Origin of the sequence: Neorhizobium sp. NCHU2750, from assembly GCF_003597675.1 — a bacterium.
Taxonomy (GTDB): Bacteria; Pseudomonadota; Alphaproteobacteria; order Rhizobiales; family Rhizobiaceae; genus Neorhizobium.
Genome location: NZ_CP030827.1, coordinates 2,062,810 through 2,089,294 on the forward strand (window position 1 = coordinate 2,062,810; position 26,485 = coordinate 2,089,294).

Here is a 26,485-nt window from a genome sequence, read left to right on the forward strand (position 1 = left end):
GACAGGCATCCGGCCGCTTGCGCGGCCGGATCCGATCAGAACTGGTTCGCCATGCTGAAGCGGAATTCCTGGGTCTTGTCGTAGTCTTCCTTGACGACCGGAATTGCATAGTCAAAGCGAAGGTTACCAAACGGCGAGGCCCACATCACGCCCGCACCAACCGATGCGCGCCAAGCCATGCCCGCGCCCTCAATCGTGTCGCCGTGCTTCTCGACGTCATTGCCGTAGAGCGTGCCGGCGTCGGCAAACGCAGCAAGGCGCAGGCCGATATCCTGAGGCACTGCCGGCATCGGCATCGACATTTCAGCCGAGGCGTTGAAGTAGGTCGTACCACCCAGCGCATCGCCGTGATTCTTCGTACGTGGGCCGATACCGTCGTTCTCGAAGCCACGGATCTGACGACCGCCGATGGTGAACTGGTCGAAGACGTTCAGGTTGTCGCCAGTTGCCATGACATGGCCGGCGCCGATGGCCAACGATCCGATCAGATCGGCTTCGGTCGACAGCGTCTGGAAGTAACGGGCACGACCGGACAGCTTGTAGAACTCCGAATCGCCACCGAGACCGGCAAACTCATGCGTGAAGCTTGCATAGACGCCTTCGCGCGGCAGTGTCTGGCTATCCAGCGTGTTGTAGGTCAGCGTCTGCGAGATCGACGACTGCGTGTAGCTGCCGTGCTCGATCATATCCAGATAGGTATTCGAGACGTTGTCGTCGGAGGTGTAAGGCGTATCGTCGTCGCCGAATGCACCATCGTCAGAATATTTGATCGTCTTGTAGGTATAGCGGAACGTCGTCGCCAGATCTTCGGTGATCGGAGCGGTCACGCGCAGCGTGATACCCTGTTCCTCATAGTCGTAGTAATCGTTGGCCGAGGTCTCGTTGCGGAAGATATCGAAACCGGCAGCCAGGCGATAACCGAGGAAGTAGGGCTCGGTGAACGACAGCGTGTAGGTACGCGCATCATCCAGACCGCCACCGACAGCGACGCGGACATACTGGCCACGGCCCAGGAAGTTCTTTTCTTCGACCGAAGCTTCGAGAATGAATCCGTCGCCGCCGGCTGAGTAACCTGCGCCGATACCGAACGAACCCGTCGACTGGTCTTCGACATTCACCACCACAACGACGCGGTCCGGAGCGCTGCCCTGCTGCGTCGTGATGTTGACGGAAGTGAAGTAACCCAGGGCTTCGAGGCGACGCTTGGCGCGCGCGATCATTTCCTGGTTGAAGGCATCGCCTTCGCTGAAGTCGAATTCGCGACGGATGACATAGTCACGCGTACGGGTGTTGCCATGAATGTCGATACGTTCGACATAGGCGCGCTCACCCTGATCAACCATGTAGGACACGCCGACCGTGTTGGTCTGCATGTTGCGGTCGCCGCGGGGCGTCACGCGTGCAAACGGATAACCCTGCGAGGCAACACGTTTGGAAATGGCTTCCATCGTCTTCTGGATCTGGCGGGCGTCATAGGGCGCACCTGCCTTCGTCTCCACAAGCCCCTTCAGATCGTCGCCGCTGACGCCTTCCACGCTCGATTCGACATTGATGTCGCCGAACGTGTAATGCGCGCCTTCCTCGACCGTGAAGGTGATGGTGTACTTGTTGGTCGCCGGATCCAGAACCGCATTCGACGAAACGACGCGGAAATCCGGATAGCCGTGATTGTAGTAGAACTGACGCAGCGAGTCTTCGTCGACGCGCAGCTTGTCTTCGCTATAGACGTCCTTACGGGTCAGGAACGAGAGCGGACCGGTTTCCTTGGTCGCGATGACCGACTTCAGGCGGCCGTCGCCATAGGCGTGGTTACCGACGAAGCTGATATCCGCAATCTTGGTACGGTCACCTTCGGTGATGTTGAAGGCGATGTTGACGCGACCGGAACCGACATTGGCGGTCTGCGTTGTGATCTCGACATCGCTGCGGCCGATCGCCTTGTAGGCTTCACGGATGCGCTCGACGTCGGCATTGACCATCGCCTGGTTATACGGACCAAGCGGCTGGGTCTGGACGACGCCAAGAAGCTTGTCGTCCTTGATCTTGCGGTTACCGTTGAAGACAACCTGGTTGACCAGATTGTTCTCGCTGACGGTAACGATCAGCGAGCTTCCGGAGACGCTGATCTTCACATTGGAGAAATAGCCGGTCGAATAAAGCCGCTTGACCGATTCATCGATATCCGAGGCGGAAAAGGCAACGCCCGGCTGGATCGTGATGTTGGAACGGACAGCTTCCTCACCGGCGCGCTGAGCGCCATGCACCTGGACGTTGCGGATTACCGCAGCCTCGGCCTTCGGAGCGCTTGCAAGCACAACGACACCCGCGCCCGACGCGACAACACTAGCAGACAGCGCAAACGCCGACACTGCGTTCAAAAACTTTGAACCAGCCTTCATTTTCAATTCTTACCTTTTCCCGTTGTCCCTCGGCGGGTGGAGCCCGACTCCGGCCACGTGTGTCGTTTTACCTTCTTTTGCCCTACAAGCAAGCTATCGCGTTAATTTCTATTTACTTCCTTTTGAGGCGTGACCTTGAGGCCACGCAACTTTGTAAACATGGTGAACAAACGGTTTATTCACCCGCGCCTGCTTCAGCCAATCAGGTTGGTGATGTCGTTGAAGGTGGCGAACACCATCAGACTGAGCACCATCGCCAGACCAATCCGGAATGCGATCTCCTGGGCACCGGCACCCAGGGGCCTCCCCCTCACGGCTTCTATTGCGTAGAAAACCAAATGCCCGCCGTCAAGCACCGGAACCGGCATCAGGTTCAAAAGTCCAATGGAAACTGACAGAACGGCTGCAAGCTGGATGACGGCCGCGAAGCCGAGGCTGGCCATCTGGCCGGAAGCCTGCGCCACCCGCACGGGACCACCCAGCTGATCCGCCTTCATTCGCCCGGTGACGAGGTTTCCGATGTAACGGAAAGTTCCGGTGATGATATTGCCGGTCTCCTTGACCCCTTCGGCGACCGCCTGAACCGGCGTGAAGGTCTCAAGGCGGAAATTGCCGCGCTCCTCATTGGTGACGACGCCGATCAGCCCGAGCTCGACCTTGTTGCCGAACTGGTCGGTGATCTCGGTCCGCTTCGGCACCATGGGAAGCTGAAGATCCTGCCCGTTGCGCTGCACGGTGACGACGATCTGCGTCTCGGGCCGGATGCTGACATAGCGACGCACGTCGTCGAATGTAGTGACCTTCTCTCCATCGAGCGCTACCAGACGGTCTCCCGGCTGAACGCCGGCCGCGGCAGCCGCACTGTCGGGCCGCACCTCGGCCACGACCGGATCGGCAATCATCTTGCCGTAGACGGAAAACAGCACCGCGAAAATGAAGATCGCCAGGATGAAGTTTGCAATCGGTCCGGCGGCCACGGTTGCCGCCCGCTTCCACAGCTTGGCCCCGGCCAGTGTCTGCGCCCTGTCGGCCTCGCTCATAGTCGATACGCTCTGCGCGTCCGGCAGGCTCGATGCATCCTCGTCGCCGAAGAACTTCACATAGCCCCCGAGCGGAATGGCGGAAATCTTCCAGCGCGTCCCGTGGCCGTCGGTAAAGCCGATCAGTTCCGGCCCGAACCCCACGGAAAACGCCGTCACGCGAATACCGCTCCAGCGTCCCACGAGGTAGTGGCCCATCTCGTGAACGAAGACGAGAAGGGACAGGACCAGCACGAAGGGGATGATGTAGCTGGCAATGAAGCTGAGGATGACCATCAGTAGTTCCGCTCGATGTTACGTTGTCCGGCCGGCAACTTACAGGCCGAAGAGGAAGGCGGCGACCGAAATGCTAGCATGGTCTTTCATCGCCGCATCCACAAGCGTCAATAGAAACGCCAGAAAGCAGGCGAAAACCAGACCGTCGACGCGGTCCATGACACCACCGTGCCCGGGAATGAGATGGCTTGAATCCTTCACGCCGAATCGGCGCTTGATGAAGGATTCGAACAGGTCGCCGATCTGGCTGGCGACCGACAGCAGAAATGCCAGGGCCATCGTCCAGAGCGACAGTTGTGAAAACACGACAAGCGTCAGGATCGCGCTGGCGACAACCCCTGCCACCGTGCCGCCTATCGCACCGGACCACGTCTTGCCGGGCGAAATGCGTGGCGCAAGCTTCGGCCCACCGATCGCCCGTCCGACGAAATAGGCGAGAATATCGGTTCCCCAGACGATCGCGAAAATGAACAGCATCGCCACGAAACCGGCCTGATTGTCGCCGCGGATTGCCGCAAGCGATATGCCGCTCAGGCCGGCATAGACGATACCTGCCGGCAGCCACCATGATCCCCGCGCAAAAAGTGCCACCAGGATAGCCGTGATCGTGCCGCCGCAAAGCAGCGGCATCAGCAGGTCACCGTCATAGAGGACGATATTGCAGGCGATCAGCAGCACGATCATCCAGCCGAATGCATTCGCCTTGAAATGCATTTCGGGGAGCTTGGTAATCGTCGACCACTCGTAATAGACGAGAACGGCGATGACGGCGGCAACGATGTCGAACGGCAGGCCGCCCGACCAGGTGGCCGAAAGCACCACCGCAGCCAGCACGATCGCCGAGATGATGCGAAGCTTGAGCTCTCTGCTCATCAGCCCACGACCGCCGCGGGCCTTGCAGAAAGCCCGCCAAAGCGCCTGTCGCGCGAGGCATATATCTTCAGTGCCTCGATGAACAAGGCACGATCGAAATCCGGCCAGTAATCGGGCATGAAGACGAATTCGGCATAGGCCGCCTGCCAGAGCAGGAAATTCGACAGCCGTTCTTCACCGCTGGTGCGAATGATGAGATCCGGATCGGGTATGCCCGCTGTATCGAGATGGGCATCGATCATCTCGGACGAGATCGCACCGGGCTCTATCAACCCGGCCTTGACCTTCTGCGTGATCCGGCTGACAGCCCGCGCGATCTCGTCACGCGACCCGTAATTGAAGGCGATGACCAGCGTCAGTCCGGTATTGTTGCGCGTCGTCTCCTCGGCTTCGAGAAGAAGAGGCAATATATCGCCGCGCAGCTTCTCGCGTTCGCCGATCACCCGGATACGGACGTTCTCGCGGTGAAGTTCGGCAAGGTCGCGGCGGATGAAACGTCGCAGAAGCCCCAGAAGGTCACTGACCTCGGCCTCCGGCCGGCTCCAGTTTTCCGACGAAAAGGCAAACAGCGTCAGATACTTGATGCCGATATCGCCCGCTGTGCGGACGGCTTCCTTGACGGCCTCCACGCCCTTGCTGTGTCCCATCGTCCTGGCAAGGCCGCGTTTATTGGCCCACCGTCCGTTGCCGTCCATGATGATGGCAACATGTTCAGGGATGATCGCAATGTCTGGCGTCAGCATATCCTATGCAATTCCTTCAACGACCAAGGGAGGGCAAGTATAGCCACCCTAGACCTGCATGATTTCCTTTTCCTTATCCGCAAGCAAGCGGTCGACCTCAGAAATCGTGTCGTCAGTCATCTTCTGCACCTTATCGGACTGCGACCGGCTTTCGTCCTGGCCAATCACGCCATCCTTTTCGGCTTTTTTCAGGCCTTCCATGCCGTCGCGGCGAACGTGACGTGCAGCGACCTTGGCTTTCTCGGCATAATCATGCGCGACCTTGACCAGCGACTTGCGGCGCTCTTCGTTGAGTTCCGGCAGCGGAATGCGCAGGTTCTGGCCATCCACGATAGGGTTGAGCCCGAGATTCGATTCGCGGATAGCGCGATCGACCGCACCGACCATCGACTTGTCCCAGATCGACACGCCGAGCATACGCGGCTCAGGCACAGTGATGTTGGCGACCTGGTTCAACGGTACGCGCGAGCCATAGGCCTCGACAGTCACCGGATCGAGAACATTGGCCGAAGCACGGCCGGTTCTCAGCGACGCGATATCGCTCTTGAAGGCGTTGATCGCGCCGTCCATGCGTCGCTTGATGTCGTTAAGGTCGACTGATCCACTCATTGGCTGGAACTCCCATCTTGTTCTTGGCGGCGCCGCACATCGGCAGCCATGCCGCAGTCTGAATTCAATTGTCGGATACGATCGTCTTGCATCCGCCGCCGGTCAAGATCTCGGTAAAGCCGCCGGCTTCATGAATGGAGAAGACGATGATCGGAATGTGGTTCTCGCGGGCAAGCGCCACCGCGGCCACGTCCATCACGGCAAGCCCCTTTTCGAGCACTTCGCTATGGGTCAATGCATCGAAGCGGGTGGCATGCGGATCCTTCTTCGGATCGGCCGAATAGATCCCGTCCACCTGCGTGCCCTTGAAGATCGCCTCGGCGCCGATTTCGGCCGCGCGCAGCGCCGCAGCGGAATCGGTGGTGAAGAACGGGTTGCCGGTACCGCCGGCGAAGATCACCACGCGGCCCTGCCCCATGTGATGCAGCGCCTGGCGCTGCGAGAAGCTCTCGCAGATCTCCGGCATGGCGATCGCGGAGAGGACCACGGTATCGATATCGAGCTTGCGCAGCGAGGTGGCGAGTGCCAGCGCGTTGATGACGGTCGCCAGCATGCCCATGTGGTCGCCGGTCACCCGGTCGCCACCCTTGGATGCAACGGCTACACCGCGAAAAATATTGCCGCCGCCAACGACGACACCGACCTCGACGCCCATGCGGCGCGCTTCGGCGATATCGGAAGCGATACGGTCGGCGACCGCGACATCGATGCCAAAACCTTGGCTCCCCATGAGAGCCTCGCCGGAGGCCTTGAGGAGAACACGCTTGTAGATGGGCTTGGACGACATGACGGCTCCTTGGAAAGAGAAACGAGTCTGCGGAGAGATCAAACGGCTTGGCGATACACGAAGGGCACCGGCTTGTCACCGGTGCCCCCATCGTTTTCACTGTATTAGCTGACGAAATCAGCCCTTTGCAGCGGCAGCCACTTCTGCGGCGAAGTCGGTCTCTTCCTTTTCGACGCCTTCGCCGAGCAGCAGGCGGGCCATGCCGGTAACTTCGATCGGAGCGCCGACTTCCTTTTCAGCTTCCTTGATCGCAGCACCGACCGTCAGGTCGGGATTGATGACGAAAGCCTGCGACAGGAGCGCAACTTCCTCGAAGAACTTGCGCATGCGGCCTTCGACCATCTTTTCGATGATCGCTTCCGGCTTGCCGGATTCGCGGGCCTGCTCGATGAAGACGTGACGCTCGCGCTCGGCGACAGCGGCATCGACTTCTTCGGCGCGGATGGCGAGCGGCGCCGTTGCAGCAATGTGCATGGCAACCTGGCGGCCGATTGCCGTCAGAGCGTCCTTGTTACCGGTCGACTTCAGCGCGACGAGAACGCCGAGCTTGCCGAGACGGTCTGCAGCAGCGTTGTGGATATAGGTGGCAACGACGCCGTCTTCCACTTCGAGTGCAGCCGAACGGCGCAGATTCATGTTTTCGCCGATCGTGGCAACAGCGTCCTTGATCGTGTCGGTAACGGTCTTGCCGGTCTCCGGGTAGATCGCAGCGCCAACGGCTTCAACAGTACCGTCGGTGGTGAGAGCAACGTCGGCAACGCCGCGAACCATGCCCTGGAAGGCATCGTTACGGGCAACGAAGTCGGTTTCGGAGTTGACTTCGACGACGACAGCCTTGGTGCCGCTCGAGGCAACGCCGATCAGGCCTTCGGCAGCCGTGCGGCCCGACTTCTTGTCGGCCTTGGCAATGCCCTTGGCGCGCAGCCAGTCGATTGCTGCTTCGATGTCGCCGTTGTTTTCGGTCAGCGCCTTCTTGCAGTCCATCATGCCTGCGCCGGACTTTTCGCGCAGTTCCTTCACCAGTGCAGCGGTGATTTCAGCCATTGTGAGCCTCTTGTCGGTTCTTGTTGCATGCCGCCGGAAAAACACGGCGAACTCAATGTTTTGGGAACGAATGTACCCGGAAGTATGACAGGGTGATGAAGACCACCTCCGGCCTGTCGCCGCAACCGCGATCCGATCGATCGCAGGCCGACAGGACTTCTTAAACAAACCGAGGCCAGGGATCGTCTCTCTGGCCTCGGTCGAATGGTAAAAGCGGGAGCGGATGAACCGCTCCTAACCTTGGCCTTAAGCTTCGGCTTCGCCTTCGAGAGCCGGCTCGACCGGAACTTCGGCGGAAGCGCCGAGGTCGCGGCCTGCAGCGCCCTGCTGGCGAGCGATGCCGTCGATGGCAGCGCGGGCAATCAGGTCGCAGTAGAGAGCAATCGCACGCGAAGCGTCGTCGTTACCCGGGATCGGGAAGTCGATCAGGTCCGGATCGCAGTTCGAGTCGATGATGGCAACGACCGGGATGCCGAGGCGCTTGGCTTCGTCGATCGCGATCTTTTCCTTGTTGGTGTCGATGATGAACATCAGGTCCGGAACGCCGCCCATGTCGCGAATACCGCCGAGAGCCTTGTCCAGCTTCTCGCGTTCGCGCTCGAGGTTCAGGCGCTCCTTCTTGGAGTAGCCGGACTGTTCCGAAGACAGGATCTCGTCGAGCTTGCGCAGACGGGCGATCGAGTTCGAAATGGTCTTCCAGTTGGTCATCATGCCGCCGAGCCAGCGGGAGTTGACGTAGTACTGGGCAGAACGCTTGGCCGAATCGGCGATCAGCTCGGAAGCCTGACGCTTGGTGCCAACGAACAGAACGCGGCCGCCACGAGCAACGGTGTCGGACACGACCTGAAGGGCGCGCGACAGCATCGGAACGGTCTGAGCCAGGTCGATGATGTGGATGTTGTTACGGTCGCCGAAAATATACGGCTTCATCTTCGGGTTCCAGCGGTGAGTCTGGTGACCGAAGTGGACGCCTGCTTCGAGGAGCTGACGCATAGAGAAATCGGGCAATGCCATGCCTTGTTATCCTTTTCCGGTTGAACCTCCGCAAGGCGAACAGCAGACCTCCGTTGAGGAATGCCACCGGCGGAATTGCCCGGATTTCTCCCGGACGATCCCATGCCTTACGTGTGGAATGCGGGTGCCCATACAGGCGATCGTTGAAAATTGCAAGCGTTGTGATGCGTCTTTCCGCACCAGTCCCTCACGGATCGACGTCAGGCAGCCTTGGCTCCGAGCCTCTGGCGAACCTGATCGACATTGCCGCGAACATAGACGGTATGCGGCTGCGCACCATTGCCGCCGGCAGCAAAGGTGATTATCGTCACCCCTTCCTCGAAAGGCATCACATAGAGGATCTGCGCCGGGTTGACGTAGATCTCCTGATTGTGGGTGTTTTTAAAGCCGATCAATGTCATGAATCACTCCTTATTTCAGAAGAACTACAGACATAAATCTAACTGAGTGTCGAGTATTGTGCAGCGCACACACGCATGTAACACCGCCACCTTTTGCCGCGAGACGGATCAGCCTTATTGCGGCACAACCGGACAGGGATCCTGCTGCTTTTTCAGCAACTCGAGCTTGACCAGACTGCCGGTCAGCGAGAAATCGCCGTAATCCATCGTCAGGTCACGGGTGATGCCATTTTCGTAGAGCTTGAACGACATGTTGTAGACAGGCGTGGGATCGCCGGTGGCACCATCGTTGAAATAGGCGATCGTCACAGGCCAGTAGGGGGCCTTGGCAAAATCGCCCGCCGCCGCGGCATCCGCATCGCCCTTTTCCGGCGTTTCGGATTTGCCGATGATCGTCGATGTCAGCAACGACTGGTCGCCGTTTTCCGAACCGTCGAACACCCGCGTCTCGAAGATCCGCTTGTTCTGCTTGGCCTGTTCGATGATGTCGAGCATATGCGTGGTCGGGAAGGCGCTGGTCGGAAGCTCCACCTCGCGGCCACCGGCACTGCCAAGCTCGACCTTCACCCCGTCCTTGCCTTCGCTGGCATCGCCGGTCACGGTCTTGTCCAGCTGTTCATCGGTGAAGGACTTGGTCTCGAAATGGAACTTTCCGGCGGCCAGATCCTCGAACGTCTTGGTCTGCTGGTCGCTGACCCGCGTATCCTCGCCCGTATTGATCTTCGTCACGAGACGGAAATTGGTGGTGAAACCGGTGCAGGCCGAGCCGGTGAATTCATACACCATGCGGCCGAACATGCCCTCGATCCCCGACCGGTCCGATGCGTTCTTGAGCTTCAGGTCATAGACCGCGCGATGCGGCACCAGAAGCCGGGCGGCGTTATCGGCGGTCAGAGGCGCAGCGGATGCGACACCGGCACCGGTGACGAGAAACAGCGCGAGGCTCATGCGCAGCATTCACATTCTCCTGTTGGACTCGGGGACGGGTGTTATAAGAACGCCATTCGCCGAGGTTATGACCTTGATGCAGGATTTTTGTACGCTTGACAACAAACCGGAGACCGAAATGTCCGCTGCCATCGAAAGCCGCCTGAAGGAACTTGGAATAACCCTCCCCGAGGCCGCCGCTCCCGCCGCCAATTATCTGCCGACGCGCATCAGCGGCAACATGCTGTATGTCTCGGGCCAACTGCCGCTCGAAAACGGCAAGATTGCCGCGATCGGCCTTCTCGGCGCCGAAATCGATGTCGCCGCCGGCCAGCGCGCTGCCGAACTCTGCGCCATCAACGTCATCGCCCAGGCAAAGGCTGCCCTCGGCGGCGACCTGTCGAAGATCCGCCAGTTCGTCAAGCTGACGAGCTTCGTCGCCTCCGCGCCCGGCTTCACCGAACAGCACCTCGTCACCAACGGCGCATCCAACCTCGTCGCCAATGTCTTCGGCGATGCCGGCAAGCATGCCCGTTCGGCCGTCGGCATGGCCGGCCTGCCCTTCAACGCCGCCGTCGAAGTCGAAGCCATTATCGAGATCGAAGCATGACAATTCAAAATTCTGGGCAAAATTCCGACGCCTCCTGGATCAAGGACGTGCCGGTCGCTCACCGCGGCTTTCACGACATGAACAACAAGGTCTGGGAGAATACGCTCTCGGCATTCTCCCGCGCCGTCGAGGCCGGTTTCGCCATCGAATGCGACCTGCAGCTTTCCGCCGACAGCATTCCCATGGTCTTCCATGACGACAAGCTCGACCGCGTCTGCGGCATTCACGGCGACGTTCGCGAACGCACCGCCGCCGAACTCGGCATGCTGTCCGTCGGCGGCACCGCCGACAAGATCCCGTCCTTGAAGCAGATGCTGGCGCTCGTTGCCGGCCGCGTGCCGCTCGTCATCGAGTTGAAGGGCCGCACGGCCGAAGAGGATGACGGCTTTGTCGAGATCGTGCTCGAGGAGCTTGAAGCCTACAAGGGCAAGGTGGCGCTGATGAGCTTCGACCATCATCTGGTCCGCGACCTGAAGAAGGTGGGCGCCCCCTACCCGATCGGACTGACCGCCGAAGGCAACACGCCGGAAGAGTTCTTCAAGCACGACGAAATGACCCAGCTTGGCCTCGATTTCGTCTCCTACAACTGCGCCCATCTGCCAAACAGCTTTGTCGCCGCCCAGAGACAGCAAGGACTTGTGATGATCACCTGGACGGTAAGGGATGAAAAGGCGCGCGAGACCACCTATAAATATGCAGATCAGATGACGTTCGAGGGTTTCGACCCGCGCACGTCGCCCACTGCATAATTATAGGTATATGTCCGCAAACCTTTTGATCCGCATCGAAAAATCTTTCTCCGCGATCAGCCCGCAAAGCTGGTCGCGGCTTGCCGGCGCCTCGAAGGATCCCTCCGCGGGGATCCCCTACAATCCCTTTCTCTCGCATGCCTTCCTGTCCTCGTTGGAGGAATCCGGCTCTGCGGCCGCCAGGAGCGGATGGCTCGGCCACCACGTCCTCCTGGAAAACCAGGAGCGAACCCTCATCGGCGCCATTCCCGCCTATCTGAAAAACCACAGCCAGGGCGAATATGTCTTCGACCACGGCTGGGCCGATGCCTTCGAGCGGGCCGGCGGGCGCTATTATCCGAAACTGCAATGCTCCATCCCCTTCACGCCTGCCACCGGCCCTCGCCTGCTCGTCTCATCCGGCTATGATCGCGACACGACACAGACGACGCTTGCGGCAGGTCTCCAGGAAGTGACGCGCCAGCTTGGCGTCTCCTCCGCCCACGTGACCTTCGTGCCGGAAGACGAGGTGGAGATTTTCGAGGAAACGGACTACCTGCACCGCACCGACAAGCAGTTCCATTTCATCAACGAAGGTTATGCCGACCACAACGCCTTCCTCGAAACGCTGGCATCGCGCAAGCGCAAGGCCTTGAAGAAGGAACGTCGTGCCGCAATCGAAAACGGCATCTCAATCGACTGGCTGACCGGCAGCGACCTCACCGAGGATATCTGGGATCAGTTCTTCGCCTTCTACATGGATACCGGCGGGCGCAAATGGGGCCGGCCCTATCTCACCCGCAGCTTCTATTCGCTGATCGGCGAGCGCATGGCCGACGACATCCTGCTCGTCATGGCCAAGCGCGACGGTCGCTACGTCGCCGGCGCGATCAATTTCATCGGCGGGGATACGCTTTATGGCCGCCATTGGGGCTGCATCGAGGACCACCCCTTCCTGCATTTCGAGGTCTGCTATCACCAGGCGATCGATTTCGCGCTCGCCAACGGCCTGAAGCGGGTCGAGGCCGGAGCACAGGGCGAACACAAGCTGGCACGCGGCTACCTGCCCGTCACCACCCACTCGATGCACTACATCGCTCATCCCGGCCTTCGAAAGGCAATCGCCGACTACCTCGAGCATGAACGCGAGGATATCGAGGACATGAACGAATACCTGACCGAACACAGCCCGTTCCGAAAGGGCGAGCGGCAACAGGACGACTGATGAGGTCGCGCAAAGTTTGAGACGGGCTTGCGCTCCGCAATATGCAATAAGAAGAGGGCCTGAAGCGAAGCGCGCGAGTCTGTCGGATCGCGATGCGCTTTGGTCGACAAAATCCGGAGAGAACATCCATGAGCTATGACGACACCAACATCTTCGCAAAAATCCTGCGCGGTGAGATCCCCTGCCATCGTGTCTACGAGGATGCCGATACGCTCGCCTTCATGGATGTCATGCCCCAGTCGAAAGGTCACCTCCTGGTGATACCGAAGGCCCCGTCGCGCAATATCCTGGATGCCGATCCGGCCGTTCTGGCGAAGGTGATGCCGATCGTCCAGAAACTTGCGGTCGCCGCCAAGGACGCTTTCGATGCCGACGGCATCACAGTCACCCAATTCAACGAACCGGCTGCCGGCCAGACCGTCTATCACCTGCATTTCCACATCATCCCGCGTTACGAGGGTGCCGCCCTCAAGCCGCATACCGGCGCGATGGAAGACCATGGCGTGCTCGCGGCACTTGCGGAACAGGTAAAGGCCGCGCTCTAAGCAAGGATGCTAGAGATACCGTCGCGCCCCTTGGACGCGACGGCTTGGTCCTTCTCAGTCCGGACTGCGGTAACCATTCGGTTCCGGAAACGCATAGTCGGCCAGAAGCGCCATGTCGGGCTTGAAGATCTCGACCTTCAGCGGATAGCAGGCAGCCTCGTCGCTGGAATGACCGGTGCTGCAATCGCCGCCCGGGCAGGCTGACAGGGCACCCAGAAGATCGATTTCGGCGAAGAACTCGATATAGTCTCCCGGCCTCACCGGGCTTGCCTTCATGAAATATTGCTGCGTGTCGCGGGTGAAACCGGTGCACATGAAGACGTTCAGCACATCATGCACATGCCGTTCAGCCTCGCTGAAATTCAGTGCCTTGGCCCGGCCGAGCGCCCGTGTCAGGTTCGAATGGCAGCAATGGTGATAGTCCCCGCCGGAAAGCAGCCTGTTCGTATAGGGATCGCAGCGCGTGCCGATGACATCGTGAATGCCGCCGCCATCCGCATCGAAACCATACCATGACAGCGTGTCATGGGTGATCGTCGCCATCGGCCTGAGTGCCGGCATGGTGCTCCACAGCCGGTCGCCGGTCGACACATGTGTGGCATGCAGCGCCCGCGTCTTGCCGCTGAAGAAGCGCTCCGACAGGTCGTTGGCATTCCACAGGTTGAGATCGCCGACCTGCGGGCCATCGACGCTGACGATACGGAAGAAATGCCCCTTGGGGACCCGAAACGTCGCCGCCTCGCGCGGTGCGGCAATCACCTCGTCGATCTTGGTCAGGTGTTCACGCGCGGCCTCGAGCGTACCCATGTCGGGTGCGGGCAATGTACCGTTGGGATAAACGACGACGGGCTTCGCAGCGCGGCGCTCGGCGGCATCGGCCGGAGCCGCGACGGGTCTGGAAATGCTCATGGGATCTGTCCGGTTGGGTGGTTCAGCGGATAAAGCATCGCCCGCCCTGAAGCCGCTGGCAAGGCTGGTTTTCCTGATCTCAGGATAAGATCTCGGCCGATCCCAGCGGCCGACCGTCAGACCAGCGTCAGCCCGACGACCAGAATGATGATCGGGGCGGCAACACCGACCACCACTTTCTTCCCCGTCGCAAGAAAGATTGCGAAACCGATGCCGGCCGCAGCAAGCCTCAGCCAGAGCGGGGAGTGGGCAAGCGTGCCTGTCGGAAATACGATCAGCTTTGCCGTCACCGCCATGACAAGAGCGGTTGCCACCGCCCTCACCCAGTGAAGTGCCTCGGACTCCTCGTTCAACCGGTTGCCGGCCAAAACGCCGAGCCAGCGCCAGAAATCGGTGGCAATGAAGCCCGCGACAGCAATCAGCACATAGACCCAATAGTCTTCCAGCATCACGCGCGCTCCCCTGCCAGTCCCTGTTTACGGCGTCGGTAGCGATCGATGAGATAGGCGATCGTGCCACCGCCGATCCCGGCGATCAGCACATCGAACTGTGGCGCGACAAGCGCCAGAAGCGGACCGGACACCACACCGATGATGAAGGCGAACTTGACGACCGGCTGGCGCGCACTCGCCCAGATCGACGAGATGAAATAGACAGGCGTCAGCATGAACAGCGCACCGGCCACGACCGGCGGGAATTGTGACACGATACCATAGCTGATGCCGACTACCGCCGTGTTGGCAAGCGTCAGCGTCATCGCAAAGCCGGCGAAATAGGCCACGCGATGTTCCTTCGGCACCTCCTTCAGATGCATCGAGGCGAACACCCAGGAGGTGATCGCGATGAAATGCGACAGGAACAAGAGCTTCCACACCGGCGTCTTCGGCGTGCGCATCTCCGGCATGATCGAGGCAACCATCGGCATCATGCGGATCGCAGATAGCGTCACGGCCAGGAAAGAGGCGGCGATATTGGCGCCGCCCAGCATCGACCCGACCAGAATCATTTGCGACGGCAAGGCCCAGATGCCGAGCGTCATGGTCACTGCCTCTGCGCGGGTAAGCCCGGCCTGAAGCGCAAAGGCGCTGAAGCCGACATAGGATGTCATGAGGATGATGGCCGGAAGCGACAGCACGCCACGCATGCCGGTCAGGAACCAGTTAAAGCCGCCGCGCTCCACGCGCTGCTCTGCAGACATCGGCATTCCATTTGCTGTTGATCAAATCCATGCCTACAAACACAAAGATGCCGGGACAAGCCCGGCATCCTGGATTCAATCGATAAGACAGCGATTACTTCGCTTTCGGTACCCGCGGCACCGTGCCGCCCTTGCGCGGCTTCGGCGCGTCTTCGGCGATCACGTCGCCGTCGTCATCCGCCTTGGCCTTGGCCGAACCGCCGGCCTTGCCCTTCGGCGCAGCCTTCTTGGCGGCCTTCGGCTTGGCAACCTTGGCCTTCGCCTCTTCGGCAGCTTCCTCGACTTCGGCCTCAGGCTTCGGCTTCACCGGCACGGCTTCCGGAATGGAATCCAGCACCAGCTTGTCCTTGCCGTTCTCGTCCTTGCCGACCCTCACGCGAACGACACCACCCTTGCGCAGCGCACCGAACAGAATCTCGTTGGCGAGCGGCTTCTTGATGTGTTCCTGGATGACGCGAGACAATGGACGTGCGCCCATCTTCTCGTCGTAACCCTTGTCGGCCAGCCATGCGACGGCATCGTCGTGCAGGTCGAAGGTGACGTTGCGTTCGGACAGCTGGGTTTCCAGCTGCATGACGAACTTCTGCACCACCTGATGAATGACGGCCGTCGGCAGCGGCGCGAATGGGATCGTCGCGTCGAGACGGTTGCGGAATTCCGGCGTGAACAGGCGGTTCAATGCCTCTTCGTCTTCGCCGGTGCGCTTGGACGAGCCGAAGCCGATGGCGGCCTTGGCCATTTCCGAAGCACCCGCATTGGTCGTCATGATCAAGATGACGTTGCGGAAGTCGATCTTCTTGCCGTTGTGGTCGGTCAGCGAACCATGGTCCATGACCTGCAGCAGGATATTGTAGATATCCGGATGCGCCTTCTCGATTTCGTCAAGCAGGACCACGCTATGCGGATGCTGATCGACCTGATCGGTCAGAAGACCGCCCTGATCGAAGCCGACATAGCCCGGAGGTGCGCCAAGCAGCCTGGAGACCGTGTGGCGTTCCATATATTCCGACATGTCGAAACGTAACAGTTCCACGCCGAGCGAAGCGGCAAGCTGCTTGGCGACTTCCGTCTTGCCGACGCCGGTCGGGCCGGAAAAGACGTAGGAACCGATCGGCTTGTTCGGCTCGCGCAGGCCGGCACGTGCCAGCTTGATCGAGGTCGACAGTGCTTCGATGGCCGCATCCTGACCGTAGACGACCGAGCGCAATTCCTTTTCCAGGTTGGCGAGAACCATCTCGTCATCCTTGGAAACGGTCTTGGGCGGGATCCGCGCCATTGTCGCGATCGTTGCCTCGATCTCCTTCTCGGTGATCAGCTTGCGGCGCTTGGAGGCCGGCAGCAGCATCTGCGCCGCACCGGTCTCGTCGATCACGTCGATCGCCTTGTCCGGCAGCTTGCGGTCGGAGATGTAGCGGGCCGACAGTTCGACGGCCGACTTGATCGCCTCGTTGGTATAGCGAAGCTTGTGATAGTCCTCGAAATAGGGCTTCAGGCCCTTCATGATCTCGATCGCATCGTCGATCGACGGCTCGTTGACGTCGATCTTCTGGAAGCGACGGACCAGAGCCCGGTCCTTTTCGAAGAACTGGCGATATTCCTTGTAGGTGGTCGAACCGATGCAGCGGATCTGTCCCGAGGACAGAGCCGGCTTCAACAGGTTCGACGCATCCATTGCACCGCCCGAAGTCGCGCCCGCACCGATGACGGTGTGGATCTCGTCGATGAACAGCACGGCACCCGGATAATCTTCCAGTTCCTTGACGACCTGCTTCAGGCGTTCCTCGAAGTCACCGCGATAGCGGGTACCGGCGAGCAACGTGCCCATGTCGAGCGAGAAGATGGTCGCGTCGGCAAGTGCTTCCGGCACCTTGCCTTCGACGATGCGCTTGGCGAGACCTTCGGCGATCGCCGTCTTGCCCACGCCCGGATCCCCCACATAAAGCGGGTTGTTCTTGGAGCGGCGGCAAAGCACCTGGATCGTCCGGTTGACCTCCGAATGACGGCCGATCAGCGGATCGATGCGCCCATCCTTGGCCTTTTCGTTCAGGTTGACGCAATAGGCCTTCAGCGCGTCCTGCGGCTTCTTGGCTGCACCATCGTCCTGCTCTCCGCCACGCGAAGGCTTGGCTTCCGATTCGGACTCCTCGGAACCACGCGGCGTGCGGGCCTGGGAGGAGCCCGGACGCTTGCCGATTCCGTGAGAGATGTAGTTGACCGCGTCGTAGCGGGTCATTTCCTGCTCCTGCAGGAAGAAGGCGGCATGGCTTTCACGTTCGGCAAAGATGGCGACAAGCACATTGGCGCCGGTCACTTCTTCGCGGCCGGAGGACTGGACATGGATGACGGCCCGCTGAATGACACGCTGGAAGCCGGAAGTGGGCTTCGAGTCTTCGTCATAGCCGGTCACGAGGTTGGCAAGTTCGTTGTCGACGTAATCGGCAACGGTCTTGCGCAGGCTTTCAAGGTTGACGTTACAAGCGCCCATGACCGCCGCTGCATCCGCGTCGTCGATCAACGCGAGAAGCAGATGCTCGAGCGTGGCATATTCGTGATGCCGCTCGTTGGCGAAGGTCAGTGCCTGGTGCAGCGCCTTTTCAAGACTAGGCGAAAATGTGGGCACGTCGGGTTCCTCACTTCTTTTCCATGACACACTGTAGCGGATGCTGATGCTGTCTGGCGAAATCCATCACCTGGCTCACCTTGGTTTCCGCTACCTCGTAGGTGAAAATGCCGCATTCGCCCACGCCGTGATTGTGAACGTGAAGCATTATGATTGTGGCAGCTTCCCTGTCCTTTTGAAAGAACCGCTCCAATATGTGGATGACGAAATCCATCGGAGTGTAGTCGTCGTTCAAGAGGAGTACGCGATATAGGTTCGGGCGTTTCGTCTTGGGCTTGGTGCGCGTGATAACCGAGGTCCCGCGATTGGCGTTGTCCCCGTCATCACCTTTTTCTTTTTGCATCGAGATCGGCAGTGCGATCATCATTCATCATCCCCAGGTGCCGGCTATCATTTCGAACGCCATGATTTCAACGCCACGGCGCGCCGGACTCCAGTCTTACTAACTTAGTCCATTGGACACGGATTTTAAGCCCCCTTTGCGGCGGTGCAATCACTATTCCGCTAGAGCGCCGTCCAACGCATGAAAATTAACACCCATCGGCCCCCCATATGCAAACGCGAACGCAATTTAGCTGACATTTGTCAGCTATCTCTGTCGACGTTGACGTAAGAGGCAAACGTGGCGCAAGCCATTTTTTCGAAACGGCCCGACTAGGCCGCTTCCTAATAATGGGGTCGGCCAAACGACGTTACAAGTGGAGGGGCCTACGGTTTCCCTGAGTGCTGAAGTGGCGCCACACAGGAAACAGAAACGGGCCGAAGAATCAGAAGCGGGCCGCAGGGGCCCGCTCGCACACGCCTTCAAGGGCAGATTCGATCAGAGATCGACGTCCAGAATGGCCATCGAGAAATTGTAGGAACGCTCGCCGTCCTCGTCGTCGACATAGACGACACCGAGAAACTCTTCTCCAAGATAGACCTCGGCCGAATCGTTCTTGCGCGGACGTGCCTTGACGATGATCTGCGGATTGAGGAGGCGCTTGAAATAGGCGTCGATTTTTTTGATTTCGTCGGGTTTCACGACAATCTCCGTTTTCTATTCGCGTTGGGCCGCTTGTGACATGGGACCGCGGCAAAAGTAAAGCCGGCAAGCCTCAAGGCCGCCGGCCACACACTGTATTTCACCGGCATTTTTGCGGGCTGCTCTCGATCAGTCCTCGGACATAAGCAACTGGTCCATCACCCGCGCGGGTTCGGAACAGCCGGCTTCCCCGACGACCTTGGCCGGCACGCCGGCAACCGTCGATTTCGCCGGCACCGGCTTCAGCACCACCGAACCCGCGGCAACGCGCGAGCAGGAACCGATCTCGATATTGCCGAGGATTTTCGCTCCCGCACCGATCAGAACGCCGTTGCCGATCTTCGGATGGCGGTCCGCCCCTTCCTTGCCCGTTCCCCCGAGGGTGACGCCGTGCAGGATGGAGACGTTGTCGCCGATCACCGCCGTCTCGCCGACGACGAGGCCGGTTGCGTGATCGAGGAAGATCCCCTTGCCGATCCGCGCTGCCGGATTGATATCCGTCTGGAACACGCTTGAGGAGCGGCTCTGAAGGTAGAGCGCGAAATCGCGCCGTCCCCGCTCGTAGAGCCAGTTGGCCAGACGATGGGTCTGGATCGCGTGAAATCCCTTGAAATAGAGAACCGGCTCGAGAAACCGCAGGCATGCCGGGTCGCGGTCATAGACCGCCTGGATGTCGACGCGCAAGATCGCCCCCCATTCCGGCCACTCGTCCAGCATTTCCATGAAGGTCTGACGAAGCAGTACCGCCTGCAGGTCGGGATGGTCCAGCCGCTCGCAGATCCGATGGACGACGCATTCCTCGAGCGAACGATGGTTGAGCACGGTCGAATAGAGAAAGGCTGCGAGAAGCGGGTCCTGCTCGATGGCAAGACGCGCCTCTTCACGCAGCGTATCCCAGATCGGATCGACCGCGGTCACGCCTTCCTTGACGCGAATGTCCATTCTCGGGGGCATGGCCTACTCCCTGTTTGCCCGACACGTCTCTCCGCAAGCCTGAATGGCCGGCGGCCTAAAAACGTACCTTATCCAGCGGCGCAAGGCACATCCGATGCCTCTCGCCACACTTGGCGGCATTACCTGTTAAGAGCGCATTATATAGAACAAGATTGCCGGAACACCAACGGGGGCAAAATCGCATTCCGTTGATGCTAATATTCAGGCGATCTATCAGTTCGATCCAAGCTCGGCATAGAAGTCCAGCACGGCTTTCTTGAACACCCGGTCTCCAACCGCCAGCATGTGATCGCGGCCCGGAATGTCGAGCGCCTGCGCATGCGGCATCAGATCGGCCAGTTCCTGCGGCGAGCCGGCGATATCGTCCTTGGTACCGACCCCGATCAGCGTCGGTGCCTCAATCCGCCCCATGTCGGACCGCGCCACGAGATCGCGCGAACCGCGGATACAGGCGGCGAGCGCTTGCTTGTCGCTTTTCGTCTGGTCGGCAAAGGCGCGGAACATCTTTCCACGCTCATGGGTAACCTCTTCCGCCACCGGCGCAAGAAGCGCGTCGGCGATCGGGTCCCAGTCCCCTACCCCGTCCGTCATACCGATCCCGAGACCGCCGAGCACCAGCGAGCGGACCCGTTCGGGATTGGCAAGTGCGGCGAAGACCGAAATCCGCGCACCCATCGAATAGCCGAACAGATGCGCCTCGGGGATGCGCAGGTGATCGAGCAGCGCCACCGCATCACCGGCCATTACCCAGGGACGATAGGCTTCCGCATCGAGCGGCTTGTCGCTGCCGCCATGACCTCGGTTGTCGAGCGCAATCACCCGATAGCCGGCATCGCCGAGCGTCTTCAACCAGCCCGGATGCACCCAGTTGACCAGCGCGCTCGAAGCGAATCCATGGATCAGCAGCACCGGATCTCCCGCCGGATCCCCTTCGTCGAAATAGCGGATGTTCAATCCGTCGTGAATAAAGGAGGAGAAGGCGGGAGCATTCAAATTCATCGGGGCGATCCTTGCGGCAGTCTTTGGGGCATTCCTGCTTTGCAGGCGACCTATAGTGGATGACGCGCCGCAGCAGAACCCGATGCGGAAAAAAATGCAGCTGAAAATCCCCCTACCCAATTGCGGCATTGGGCGATAATGTCCCGGCCAATCAAGATTCAGGGAGACCATCATGGCTGGCCACAGCATTCCCCATTTCCAGAACGACGGCGGCTATCCGGTCATCCAGATCGGTGTGAAGGAATTCATGTGCACCGGCGCATCCGTTCCCTTCGACCATCCGCATATCTTCATCGACCTCGGCGACGATAGCGAGAAGGTCTGCTCCTACTGCTCCACGCTCTATCGCTACAATCCCGGCCTGAAGGCCGAACAGACCGATCCGCCGGGCTGCGTTTTCCACGTCAAGGCAGCGTAAAGCCCAAGGTCAGGCAATAATTTCCGATGCAGATCGACAGGGTTGCAATCGTCGGGGCCGGCATGGCCGGCCTCGCCGCCGCATTGAGCTTTTCGCGGTTGGGGGTCGCCTGCGATATCTTCGAGGAGGCCGCAGACCTCGTCGAGGTTGGCGCGGGCCTGCAGATGTCGCCCAACGCCTCGGCCATTCTGCGCGAACTCGGCGTGCTCGGCGATCTGGAGAAAATCTGGACGGAGCCGGATGAAATCCGCCTCGCCTCCGGCATCAGCCTCAAGCCGCTTGCCAACGTGCCGGCCGGCGAATTTGCACGCCAGCGCTGGGGTGCCCCTTACGGCGTGCTGCATCGCTCGACCCTGCAGAAGGCCTTGCTGGCAGCCGTCGAGCGCAATCCGCTTTGCACGATCCGCCTTTCAACTGCGATACGCGGAATGGCCGCGCAGGCAGTCCGCGACGTCACCGGGCAGGCCTATCCCCTGGTCATCGGCGCCGACGGCGTCTGGTCCAATGTCCGCGCCTGCATCGAGGATGCCCCGCAGCCGGATTTTTCGCGCAACATCGCTTGGCGCTTCACCGTGCCGCTTGCCCAAGCGCCCCGTTTCCTCTCGGCCGACAGCGTGACAGCCCTCCTCGGCCCGTCGACCCATATCGTCGCCTATCCGTTGACGGAAATGGGCGTCTTCAACATCGTGGCGATCGCCTCGGGCATCAGTCCCGGCCAGACATGGAATGCTCAGGCCAGCGAGAGCCAGCGCGACATGCTGGTCAGGCAGTTTGCAGGCTGGAACCCCGAAATCACTGCCCTGCTCGGCCAGCCTGCCCAGCCAACCTTCTGGCCGCTCTATCAGGTGACGGCCGGCAACTGGCACAACGGGCGCGACGTGGTGCTGATCGGCGACGCGGCCCACGCCATGATGCCCTTTGCGGCACAGGGCGCGGCCATGGCGATCGAGGATGCCTATGTACTCGCGACAGAGGTAGGTCGTGCGAATACCCTGCCCGAAGCACTCGCAAGCTTCGCCAAACTCAGGACGGCCCGCGCAGCGAAGGTGAAGGCCCGCGGCGCCTTCAATCGCTTCGCCTATCATGCAAGGGGACCGTTCCGCCTCGGGCGCGACATCGTCCTGTCCATGCGTCCGCCGCAATCGCTTGCGGCAGACCTTGACTGGCTCTACGGCTACCGGGTGAAATGATCAGACCGCAGCGGCGGCCTTGAACCCTTCTTCCAGATCCTTCTGCAGGTCTGCAACATCCTCGAGCCCGATCTGGAGCCGGATAACCGGACCCTCTGTCGGCTGCTTGCGGATCGTCCTGTCGGAAAGGTTGACATGCACGGCCAGGCTTTCGAACCCGCCCCATGAATAACCAAGACCGAAGAAGGTCAAGGCATCGAGGAAGGCGTGCGCCTTGGCCTTCGCCTTTTCCGGCTCTGCCTTCAGCACGAAGGAGAAGATGCCGCTCGAGCCCTTGAAATCCCGCTTCCAGATCGCGTGTCCGGGAAAGCTCGGCAAGGCAGGATGAAGAACGCGCGCCACATCGCCGCGGCCTTCCAGCCACTGGGCGATCGACAACGCGCTTTTCTGATGATGATCGAGCCGGACGCCCATCGTCCGCAAGCCCCGCAGGATCTGGTAGGCATCGTCCGGCGCCCCGCAGATACCCATCAGCAGGCGGGTTTCTTCGAGCTGCGGCCACCACTTGGCGTTGGCAGACACGGAGCCCATGACGATGTCCGAATGCCCCGAAGGATATTTGGTTGTCGCGTGGATGGAAACGTCGGCACCGAAATCGAGCGCGCGGAAATAGAGCGGCGTGGCCCAGGTGTTGTCGATCGTAACGACGCAGCCATGCTTGTGGGCGGCATCGGCGATCGCCCTGATGTCCTGCATCTCGAACGTGTTCGAGCCCGGAGCCTCGGTATGCACAAGCTTGGTGTTCGGCTTGATCAGGGCCTCGATCCCTGCTCCGATCTCAGGATCGTAATAGTCGATCTCGACACCCATCCGCTTCAACATCGAATTGCAGAAATTACGGCACGGCGTATAGACGGAATCGACGATCAGCGCGTGGTCGCCGGGCGAAAGGTAGGCCAGGAAGGGTATGGAGATCGCAGCCAGCCCCGACGGAACCAGGATCGTGCCGGCAGAGCCTTCCAGCTCGTCGAAAGCGTTGCACAATGCCTCCGTCGTCGGCGTCGCGCGCGTACCGTAGGTATAGCGCTGATTACGATTTTCCATCGTCGCCGAATCCGGGAAAAGCACCGTGGATCCATGCACCACCGGCGGGTTGACGAATCCGTGGAAGGAACGCGGATCGTTGCCGATATGGGAAAGCCGCGTGTTCGCACCGGCAGCGTCGAGCAAGGAGGATTTCTTGGTCATGTCGTGGGGAAGCTTTCTTGAGGCGGGAAAGTCTCTTTTTGGCGCCACAGCAACGCAAGGTCAAGTCGCGCTGAAAAGTCGCGGAACTCGGCGATTTTGCTAATACGACGAGCAGTTGAACAAACATCGGATGCGCGGAAAAAAGGCGCAAAATTCAGCATTAATTGCACCATATTTCATCATTTGATTTAAGATCAGGCAAGATATTTAAATTTACCCCATTTCTGACGCAATTCCTGCTGGTGACCCTTGACCCCCAAAGCTTTTACGAATGAGATACAGGCGCTTGCCCCTGGAGGGTGGCGGGCAACCGGCCGTATTCGAACGAGAACGTATTCCGCGCGAACTTTTGGGGAGCGGCACGGTGCTATCAAACACAAAACACAAACAAAGGTTGGGAAAATGAAAAAGACACTTTTGGCAGCCGTTATCGGCTCAGCCGCCTTTGGTCTGGCGTCGGCAGCGTCCGCAGACACGCTCAGCGATGTTAAGGCGAAGGGTGTCGTGACCTGCGGCGTAAGCCAGGGTATTCCGGGGTTCTCGAACCCTGATGACAAGGGTGACTGGACGGGTCTGGACGTCGATTACTGCCGCGGCATCGCTGCCGCCGTTTTCGGCGATCCGAAGAAGGCCAAGTTCGTCGCGCTTTCCAGCAAGGATCGCTTCCCGGCACTGCAGTCGGGTGAAGTCGACGTGCTGACCCGCAACACACGACCTGGACGATCAGCCGCGATACCTCGCTCGGCTTCAACTTCCGTACCGTCAACTACTATGACGGCCAGGGCTTCCTGGTGAAGAAGAGCCTCAACGTGAAGTCGGCTCTCGAACTTTCCGGCGCAGCCGTCTGCGTACAGACCGGCACCACCACCGAGCTCAACCTCGCCGACTACTTCAAGGCCAACAATCTGCAGTACAACCCGGTCGTCTTCGAAAAGGAAGCCGATGCGACGACTGCCTATGATTCCGGCCGTTGCGACGTCTACACCACCGACCAGTCTGGCCTCTACGCCATCCGCCTGAAGATGAAGAACCCCGACGAGAACATGGTTCTCCCGGAAGTCATCTCCAAGGAACCGCTCGGCCCGGCCGTGCGCCAGGGTGACGACAAGTGGTTCGACATTGTCTCGTGGGTTCACTACGCCATGGTCAACGCCGAAGAACTGGGCGTAACGTCCAAGAACGTCGATGACATGAAGAACACCGGCAGCCCGGACATCAAGCGCATGCTCGGCGCCGAAGAAGGCACCAAGATCGGTACCGACCTCGGCCTTACCAACGACTGGGCCTACAACATCATCAAGACCGTCGGCAATTACGGCGAAGTCTTTGATCGCAACGTCGGCCCCGACACTCCGCTCAAGATCCAGCGCGGCCTGAACGCCCTGTGGACCAAGGGCGGCCTGCAATACGCTCCGCCGATCCGTTAATCGGGTCTCCTGACCCGGTACAGGTGGAGGCGGATCACATCCGCCTCCACCTGCTTCATTCAATTTTCCACAAGGGACGCTAGATCCCGAACAAGGGAAATGTCCGCAAAGGACAGATAAGGGGAAATCCGCCTATGGCCGGCATGGCGCTCAATTCAGATACGCCAAAACCCAAACGGACAGCATCGCTGATCAATGACCCGCAAGCGCGCGGCATTTTCTATCAGGTGGTCACTGTTGTTCTGCTCGTACTCTTCGTGTGGATGGTCACCCAGAACACGATCCACAACCTTCAAAAGGCAAATATCGCCTCTGGCTTCGGCTTTCTCAACGGTCGCGCAGGCTTCGATATCGGCCAGTCGCTGATCGCCTACAGCAGCGATTCGACCTATGGTCGCGCCTTGCTCGTCGGCATTCTCAACACGCTGCAGGTGGCGGTGATCGGCATCGTTACGGCCACGATCATCGGTCTCGTCGTCGGCATTGCGCGGCTTTCCAACAACTGGCTGGTCGCCAAGCTGGCGCAGGTCTATGTGGAAATCTTCCGCAACATCCCGCCGCTGCTTGTCATCCTGTTCTGGTACAAGGGCGTTCTCGCAATTTTGCCGCAGGCCCGCGCCTCGTTGCAACTGCCCTTCTCGACCTATCTCAACAATCGCGGCCTGTTCTTTCCCCGCCCCGTCTGGGGCGATAGCGCATGGCTCATACCGATTGCCCTGCTTGTCGGCATTGTCGCCAGCGTCTTCGTCGCCCGTTGGGCAAAGCAGCGGCAGATGCGGACTGGTCAGCCTTTCCATACGATCTGGGCCGGGCTTGCACTGATCATCGGGCTGCCATTGCTGGTCTTCCTCGTTCTCGGCGCGCCGCTGTCCTTCGACTATCCTGTCGCCGGCAAGTTCAACCTGACGGGCGGATCGGTGGTCGGTCCTGAATTCATCTCGCTTTATCTCGCGCTGTCTTTCTACACGGCCTCCTTCATCGCCGAGATCGTCCGCGCCGGTATCCGCTCCGTACCCAAGGGTCAGACGGAAGCCGCCAATGCGCTCGGGCTGCGCTCGAATTCCATCACGCGGTTGATCGTCCTGCCCCAGGCACTCAGGATCATCATTCCGCCGCTGACGAGCCAGTATCTCAATCTCACCAAGAACTCGTCGCTCGCAGTCGCCGCCGGTTTTGCCGACGTCTATGCGATAGGCGGAACCATGCTCAACCAGACCGGTCAGGCCGTCGAGATCGTTGCCCTGTTCCTGGTGATCTATCTGTCGATCTCCGTCAGCACCGCGATCTTCATGAACTGGTTCAATGCCAAGATGGCGCTGGTGGAGAGATAAGAATGG

At 60.0% G+C, this 26,485-nt stretch carries 26 protein-coding genes and 1 pseudogene; 8 read left to right on the forward strand and 19 right to left on the reverse strand.

What is annotated here, in order from left to right; all coding sequences use genetic code 11:
• Positions 1-35 precede the first annotated feature (35 nt).
• From bamA to NCHU2750_RS10195, 10 genes are all read right to left on the reverse strand, one after another.
• Positions 36-2,399, reverse strand: coding sequence for an outer membrane protein assembly factor BamA (bamA, locus tag NCHU2750_RS10150; RefSeq protein WP_119940325.1), 2,364 nt, complete (start codon positions 2,397-2,399; stop codon positions 36-38).
• Between the two features lie 194 nt (positions 2,400-2,593).
• On the reverse strand, positions 2,594-3,715 hold the full coding sequence (rseP, locus tag NCHU2750_RS10155; protein ID WP_119940326.1) for an RIP metalloprotease RseP: 1,122 nt from the start codon (positions 3,713-3,715) through the stop codon (positions 2,594-2,596).
• A gap of 39 nt (positions 3,716-3,754) precedes the next feature.
• Complete coding sequence (locus tag NCHU2750_RS10160) at positions 3,755-4,588, reverse strand: phosphatidate cytidylyltransferase (protein ID WP_119940327.1); 834 nt, start codon at positions 4,586-4,588, stop codon at positions 3,755-3,757.
• Positions 4,588-5,331, reverse strand: a complete 744-nt coding sequence (locus NCHU2750_RS10165) for an isoprenyl transferase (RefSeq protein ID WP_119940328.1) — start codon at positions 5,329-5,331, stop codon at positions 4,588-4,590. Before NCHU2750_RS10165 ends, NCHU2750_RS10160 begins: the two co-directional genes overlap by 1 nt.
• A gap of 48 nt (positions 5,332-5,379) precedes the next feature.
• Positions 5,380-5,940 (reverse strand): ribosome recycling factor, encoded by a 561-nt coding sequence (gene frr / locus NCHU2750_RS10170; protein ID WP_119940329.1) that lies wholly within the window; start codon positions 5,938-5,940, stop codon positions 5,380-5,382.
• A gap of 64 nt (positions 5,941-6,004) precedes the next feature.
• The gene (gene pyrH / locus NCHU2750_RS10175) at positions 6,005-6,727 is read right to left on the reverse strand and encodes a UMP kinase (protein WP_119940330.1); all 723 of its coding nucleotides are present in this window, start codon (positions 6,725-6,727) and stop codon (positions 6,005-6,007) included.
• Positions 6,728-6,844: 117 nt separating this feature from the next.
• Positions 6,845-7,771: a translation elongation factor Ts gene (gene tsf, locus NCHU2750_RS10180; RefSeq protein ID WP_119940331.1), complete on the reverse strand. Its 927-nt coding sequence runs from the start codon at positions 7,769-7,771 to the stop codon at positions 6,845-6,847.
• 246 nt (positions 7,772-8,017) lie between these two features.
• The gene (gene rpsB / locus NCHU2750_RS10185; RefSeq protein ID WP_119940332.1) at positions 8,018-8,785 is read right to left on the reverse strand and encodes a 30S ribosomal protein S2; all 768 of its coding nucleotides are present in this window, start codon (positions 8,783-8,785) and stop codon (positions 8,018-8,020) included.
• Positions 8,786-8,985: 200 nt separating this feature from the next.
• A complete protein-coding gene (locus NCHU2750_RS10190) occupies positions 8,986-9,186 on the reverse strand; it encodes a hypothetical protein (RefSeq protein WP_119940333.1) in 201 nt (66 codons plus the stop codon).
• Positions 9,187-9,300: 114 nt separating this feature from the next.
• Complete coding sequence (locus NCHU2750_RS10195; protein WP_119940334.1) at positions 9,301-10,143, reverse strand: cell envelope integrity EipB family protein; 843 nt, start codon at positions 10,141-10,143, stop codon at positions 9,301-9,303.
• A gap of 109 nt (positions 10,144-10,252) precedes the next feature.
• On the opposite strand from NCHU2750_RS10195, the gene NCHU2750_RS10200 reads away from it, so the two are divergent.
• The 4 genes from NCHU2750_RS10200 (at position 10,253) to NCHU2750_RS10215 (ending at position 13,221) form a co-directional block, all read left to right on the forward strand.
• Complete coding sequence (locus tag NCHU2750_RS10200; RefSeq protein WP_119943194.1) at positions 10,253-10,723, forward strand: RidA family protein; 471 nt, start codon at positions 10,253-10,255, stop codon at positions 10,721-10,723.
• Positions 10,720-11,472, forward strand: coding sequence for a glycerophosphodiester phosphodiesterase (locus NCHU2750_RS10205; protein WP_119940335.1), 753 nt, complete (start codon positions 10,720-10,722; stop codon positions 11,470-11,472). Before NCHU2750_RS10200 ends, NCHU2750_RS10205 begins: the two co-directional genes overlap by 4 nt.
• Before the next feature lie 10 nt (positions 11,473-11,482).
• Positions 11,483-12,676, forward strand: coding sequence for a GNAT family N-acetyltransferase (locus NCHU2750_RS10210; RefSeq protein WP_119940336.1), 1,194 nt, complete (start codon positions 11,483-11,485; stop codon positions 12,674-12,676).
• Between the two features lie 128 nt (positions 12,677-12,804).
• Positions 12,805-13,221, forward strand: a complete 417-nt coding sequence (locus NCHU2750_RS10215; protein ID WP_119940337.1) for an HIT family protein — start codon at positions 12,805-12,807, stop codon at positions 13,219-13,221.
• Positions 13,222-13,275: 54 nt separating this feature from the next.
• Here the strand turns inward: NCHU2750_RS10215 and NCHU2750_RS10220 are convergent, their stop codons facing one another.
• The 8 genes from NCHU2750_RS10220 to NCHU2750_RS10255 all read right to left on the reverse strand — a co-directional run bounded on the left by NCHU2750_RS10220 (position 13,276) and on the right by NCHU2750_RS10255 (position 20,925).
• Positions 13,276-14,130 (reverse strand): urea carboxylase-associated family protein, encoded by an 855-nt coding sequence (locus tag NCHU2750_RS10220; protein WP_119940338.1) that lies wholly within the window; start codon positions 14,128-14,130, stop codon positions 13,276-13,278.
• Between the two features lie 116 nt (positions 14,131-14,246).
• Positions 14,247-14,579: an AzlD domain-containing protein gene (locus NCHU2750_RS10225; RefSeq protein ID WP_119940339.1), complete on the reverse strand. Its 333-nt coding sequence runs from the start codon at positions 14,577-14,579 to the stop codon at positions 14,247-14,249.
• Positions 14,579-15,328 carry an AzlC family ABC transporter permease gene (locus NCHU2750_RS10230; RefSeq protein ID WP_119943196.1) on the reverse strand — a complete coding sequence of 250 codons (750 nt, stop codon included), beginning with the start codon at positions 15,326-15,328 and terminating at the stop codon, positions 14,579-14,581. The genes NCHU2750_RS10225 and NCHU2750_RS10230 overlap by 1 nt, the downstream gene beginning before the upstream one ends.
• Positions 15,329-15,422: 94 nt before the next feature.
• Positions 15,423-17,948 carry an ATP-dependent Clp protease ATP-binding subunit ClpA gene (clpA, locus tag NCHU2750_RS10235; RefSeq protein ID WP_119940340.1) on the reverse strand — a complete coding sequence of 842 codons (2,526 nt, stop codon included), beginning with the start codon at positions 17,946-17,948 and terminating at the stop codon, positions 15,423-15,425.
• Between the two features lie 10 nt (positions 17,949-17,958).
• Positions 17,959-18,312: an ATP-dependent Clp protease adapter ClpS gene (gene clpS, locus NCHU2750_RS10240; protein WP_119943198.1), complete on the reverse strand. Its 354-nt coding sequence runs from the start codon at positions 18,310-18,312 to the stop codon at positions 17,959-17,961.
• A gap of 456 nt (positions 18,313-18,768) precedes the next feature.
• Positions 18,769-18,972: a DUF3126 family protein gene (locus tag NCHU2750_RS10245; RefSeq protein WP_119940341.1), complete on the reverse strand. Its 204-nt coding sequence runs from the start codon at positions 18,970-18,972 to the stop codon at positions 18,769-18,771.
• Positions 18,973-19,101: 129 nt separating this feature from the next.
• On the reverse strand, positions 19,102-19,926 hold the full coding sequence (cysE, locus tag NCHU2750_RS10250; RefSeq protein ID WP_119940342.1) for a serine O-acetyltransferase: 825 nt from the start codon (positions 19,924-19,926) through the stop codon (positions 19,102-19,104).
• Between the two features lie 213 nt (positions 19,927-20,139).
• Complete coding sequence (locus NCHU2750_RS10255; RefSeq protein WP_119940343.1) at positions 20,140-20,925, reverse strand: alpha/beta fold hydrolase; 786 nt, start codon at positions 20,923-20,925, stop codon at positions 20,140-20,142.
• A 172-nt stretch (positions 20,926-21,097) separates the two neighbouring features.
• Here NCHU2750_RS10255 and NCHU2750_RS10260 point away from each other — a divergent pair, with 172 nt between their 5' ends.
• Together NCHU2750_RS10260 and NCHU2750_RS10265 are read left to right on the forward strand one after the other, a co-directional pair.
• Positions 21,098-21,343 carry a zinc-finger domain-containing protein gene (locus NCHU2750_RS10260; RefSeq protein ID WP_119940344.1) on the forward strand — a complete coding sequence of 82 codons (246 nt, stop codon included), beginning with the start codon at positions 21,098-21,100 and terminating at the stop codon, positions 21,341-21,343.
• Positions 21,344-21,369: 26 nt separating this feature from the next.
• The gene (locus NCHU2750_RS10265) at positions 21,370-22,533 is read left to right on the forward strand and encodes an FAD-dependent monooxygenase (protein WP_119940345.1); all 1,164 of its coding nucleotides are present in this window, start codon (positions 21,370-21,372) and stop codon (positions 22,531-22,533) included.
• On the opposite strand, the gene NCHU2750_RS10270 is transcribed toward NCHU2750_RS10265, so the two are convergent.
• Positions 22,534-23,721 (reverse strand): cystathionine beta-lyase, encoded by a 1,188-nt coding sequence (locus NCHU2750_RS10270; RefSeq protein ID WP_119940346.1) that lies wholly within the window; start codon positions 23,719-23,721, stop codon positions 22,534-22,536.
• A 402-nt stretch (positions 23,722-24,123) separates the two neighbouring features.
• On the opposite strand from NCHU2750_RS10270, the pseudogene NCHU2750_RS10275 reads away from it, so the two are divergent.
• Positions 24,124-25,148, forward strand: a pseudogene (locus NCHU2750_RS10275) (amino acid ABC transporter substrate-binding protein).
• 134 nt (positions 25,149-25,282) lie between these two features.
• Complete coding sequence (locus tag NCHU2750_RS10280; protein ID WP_119940347.1) at positions 25,283-26,479, forward strand: amino acid ABC transporter permease; 1,197 nt, start codon at positions 25,283-25,285, stop codon at positions 26,477-26,479.
• Positions 26,480-26,485 lie beyond the last annotated feature (6 nt).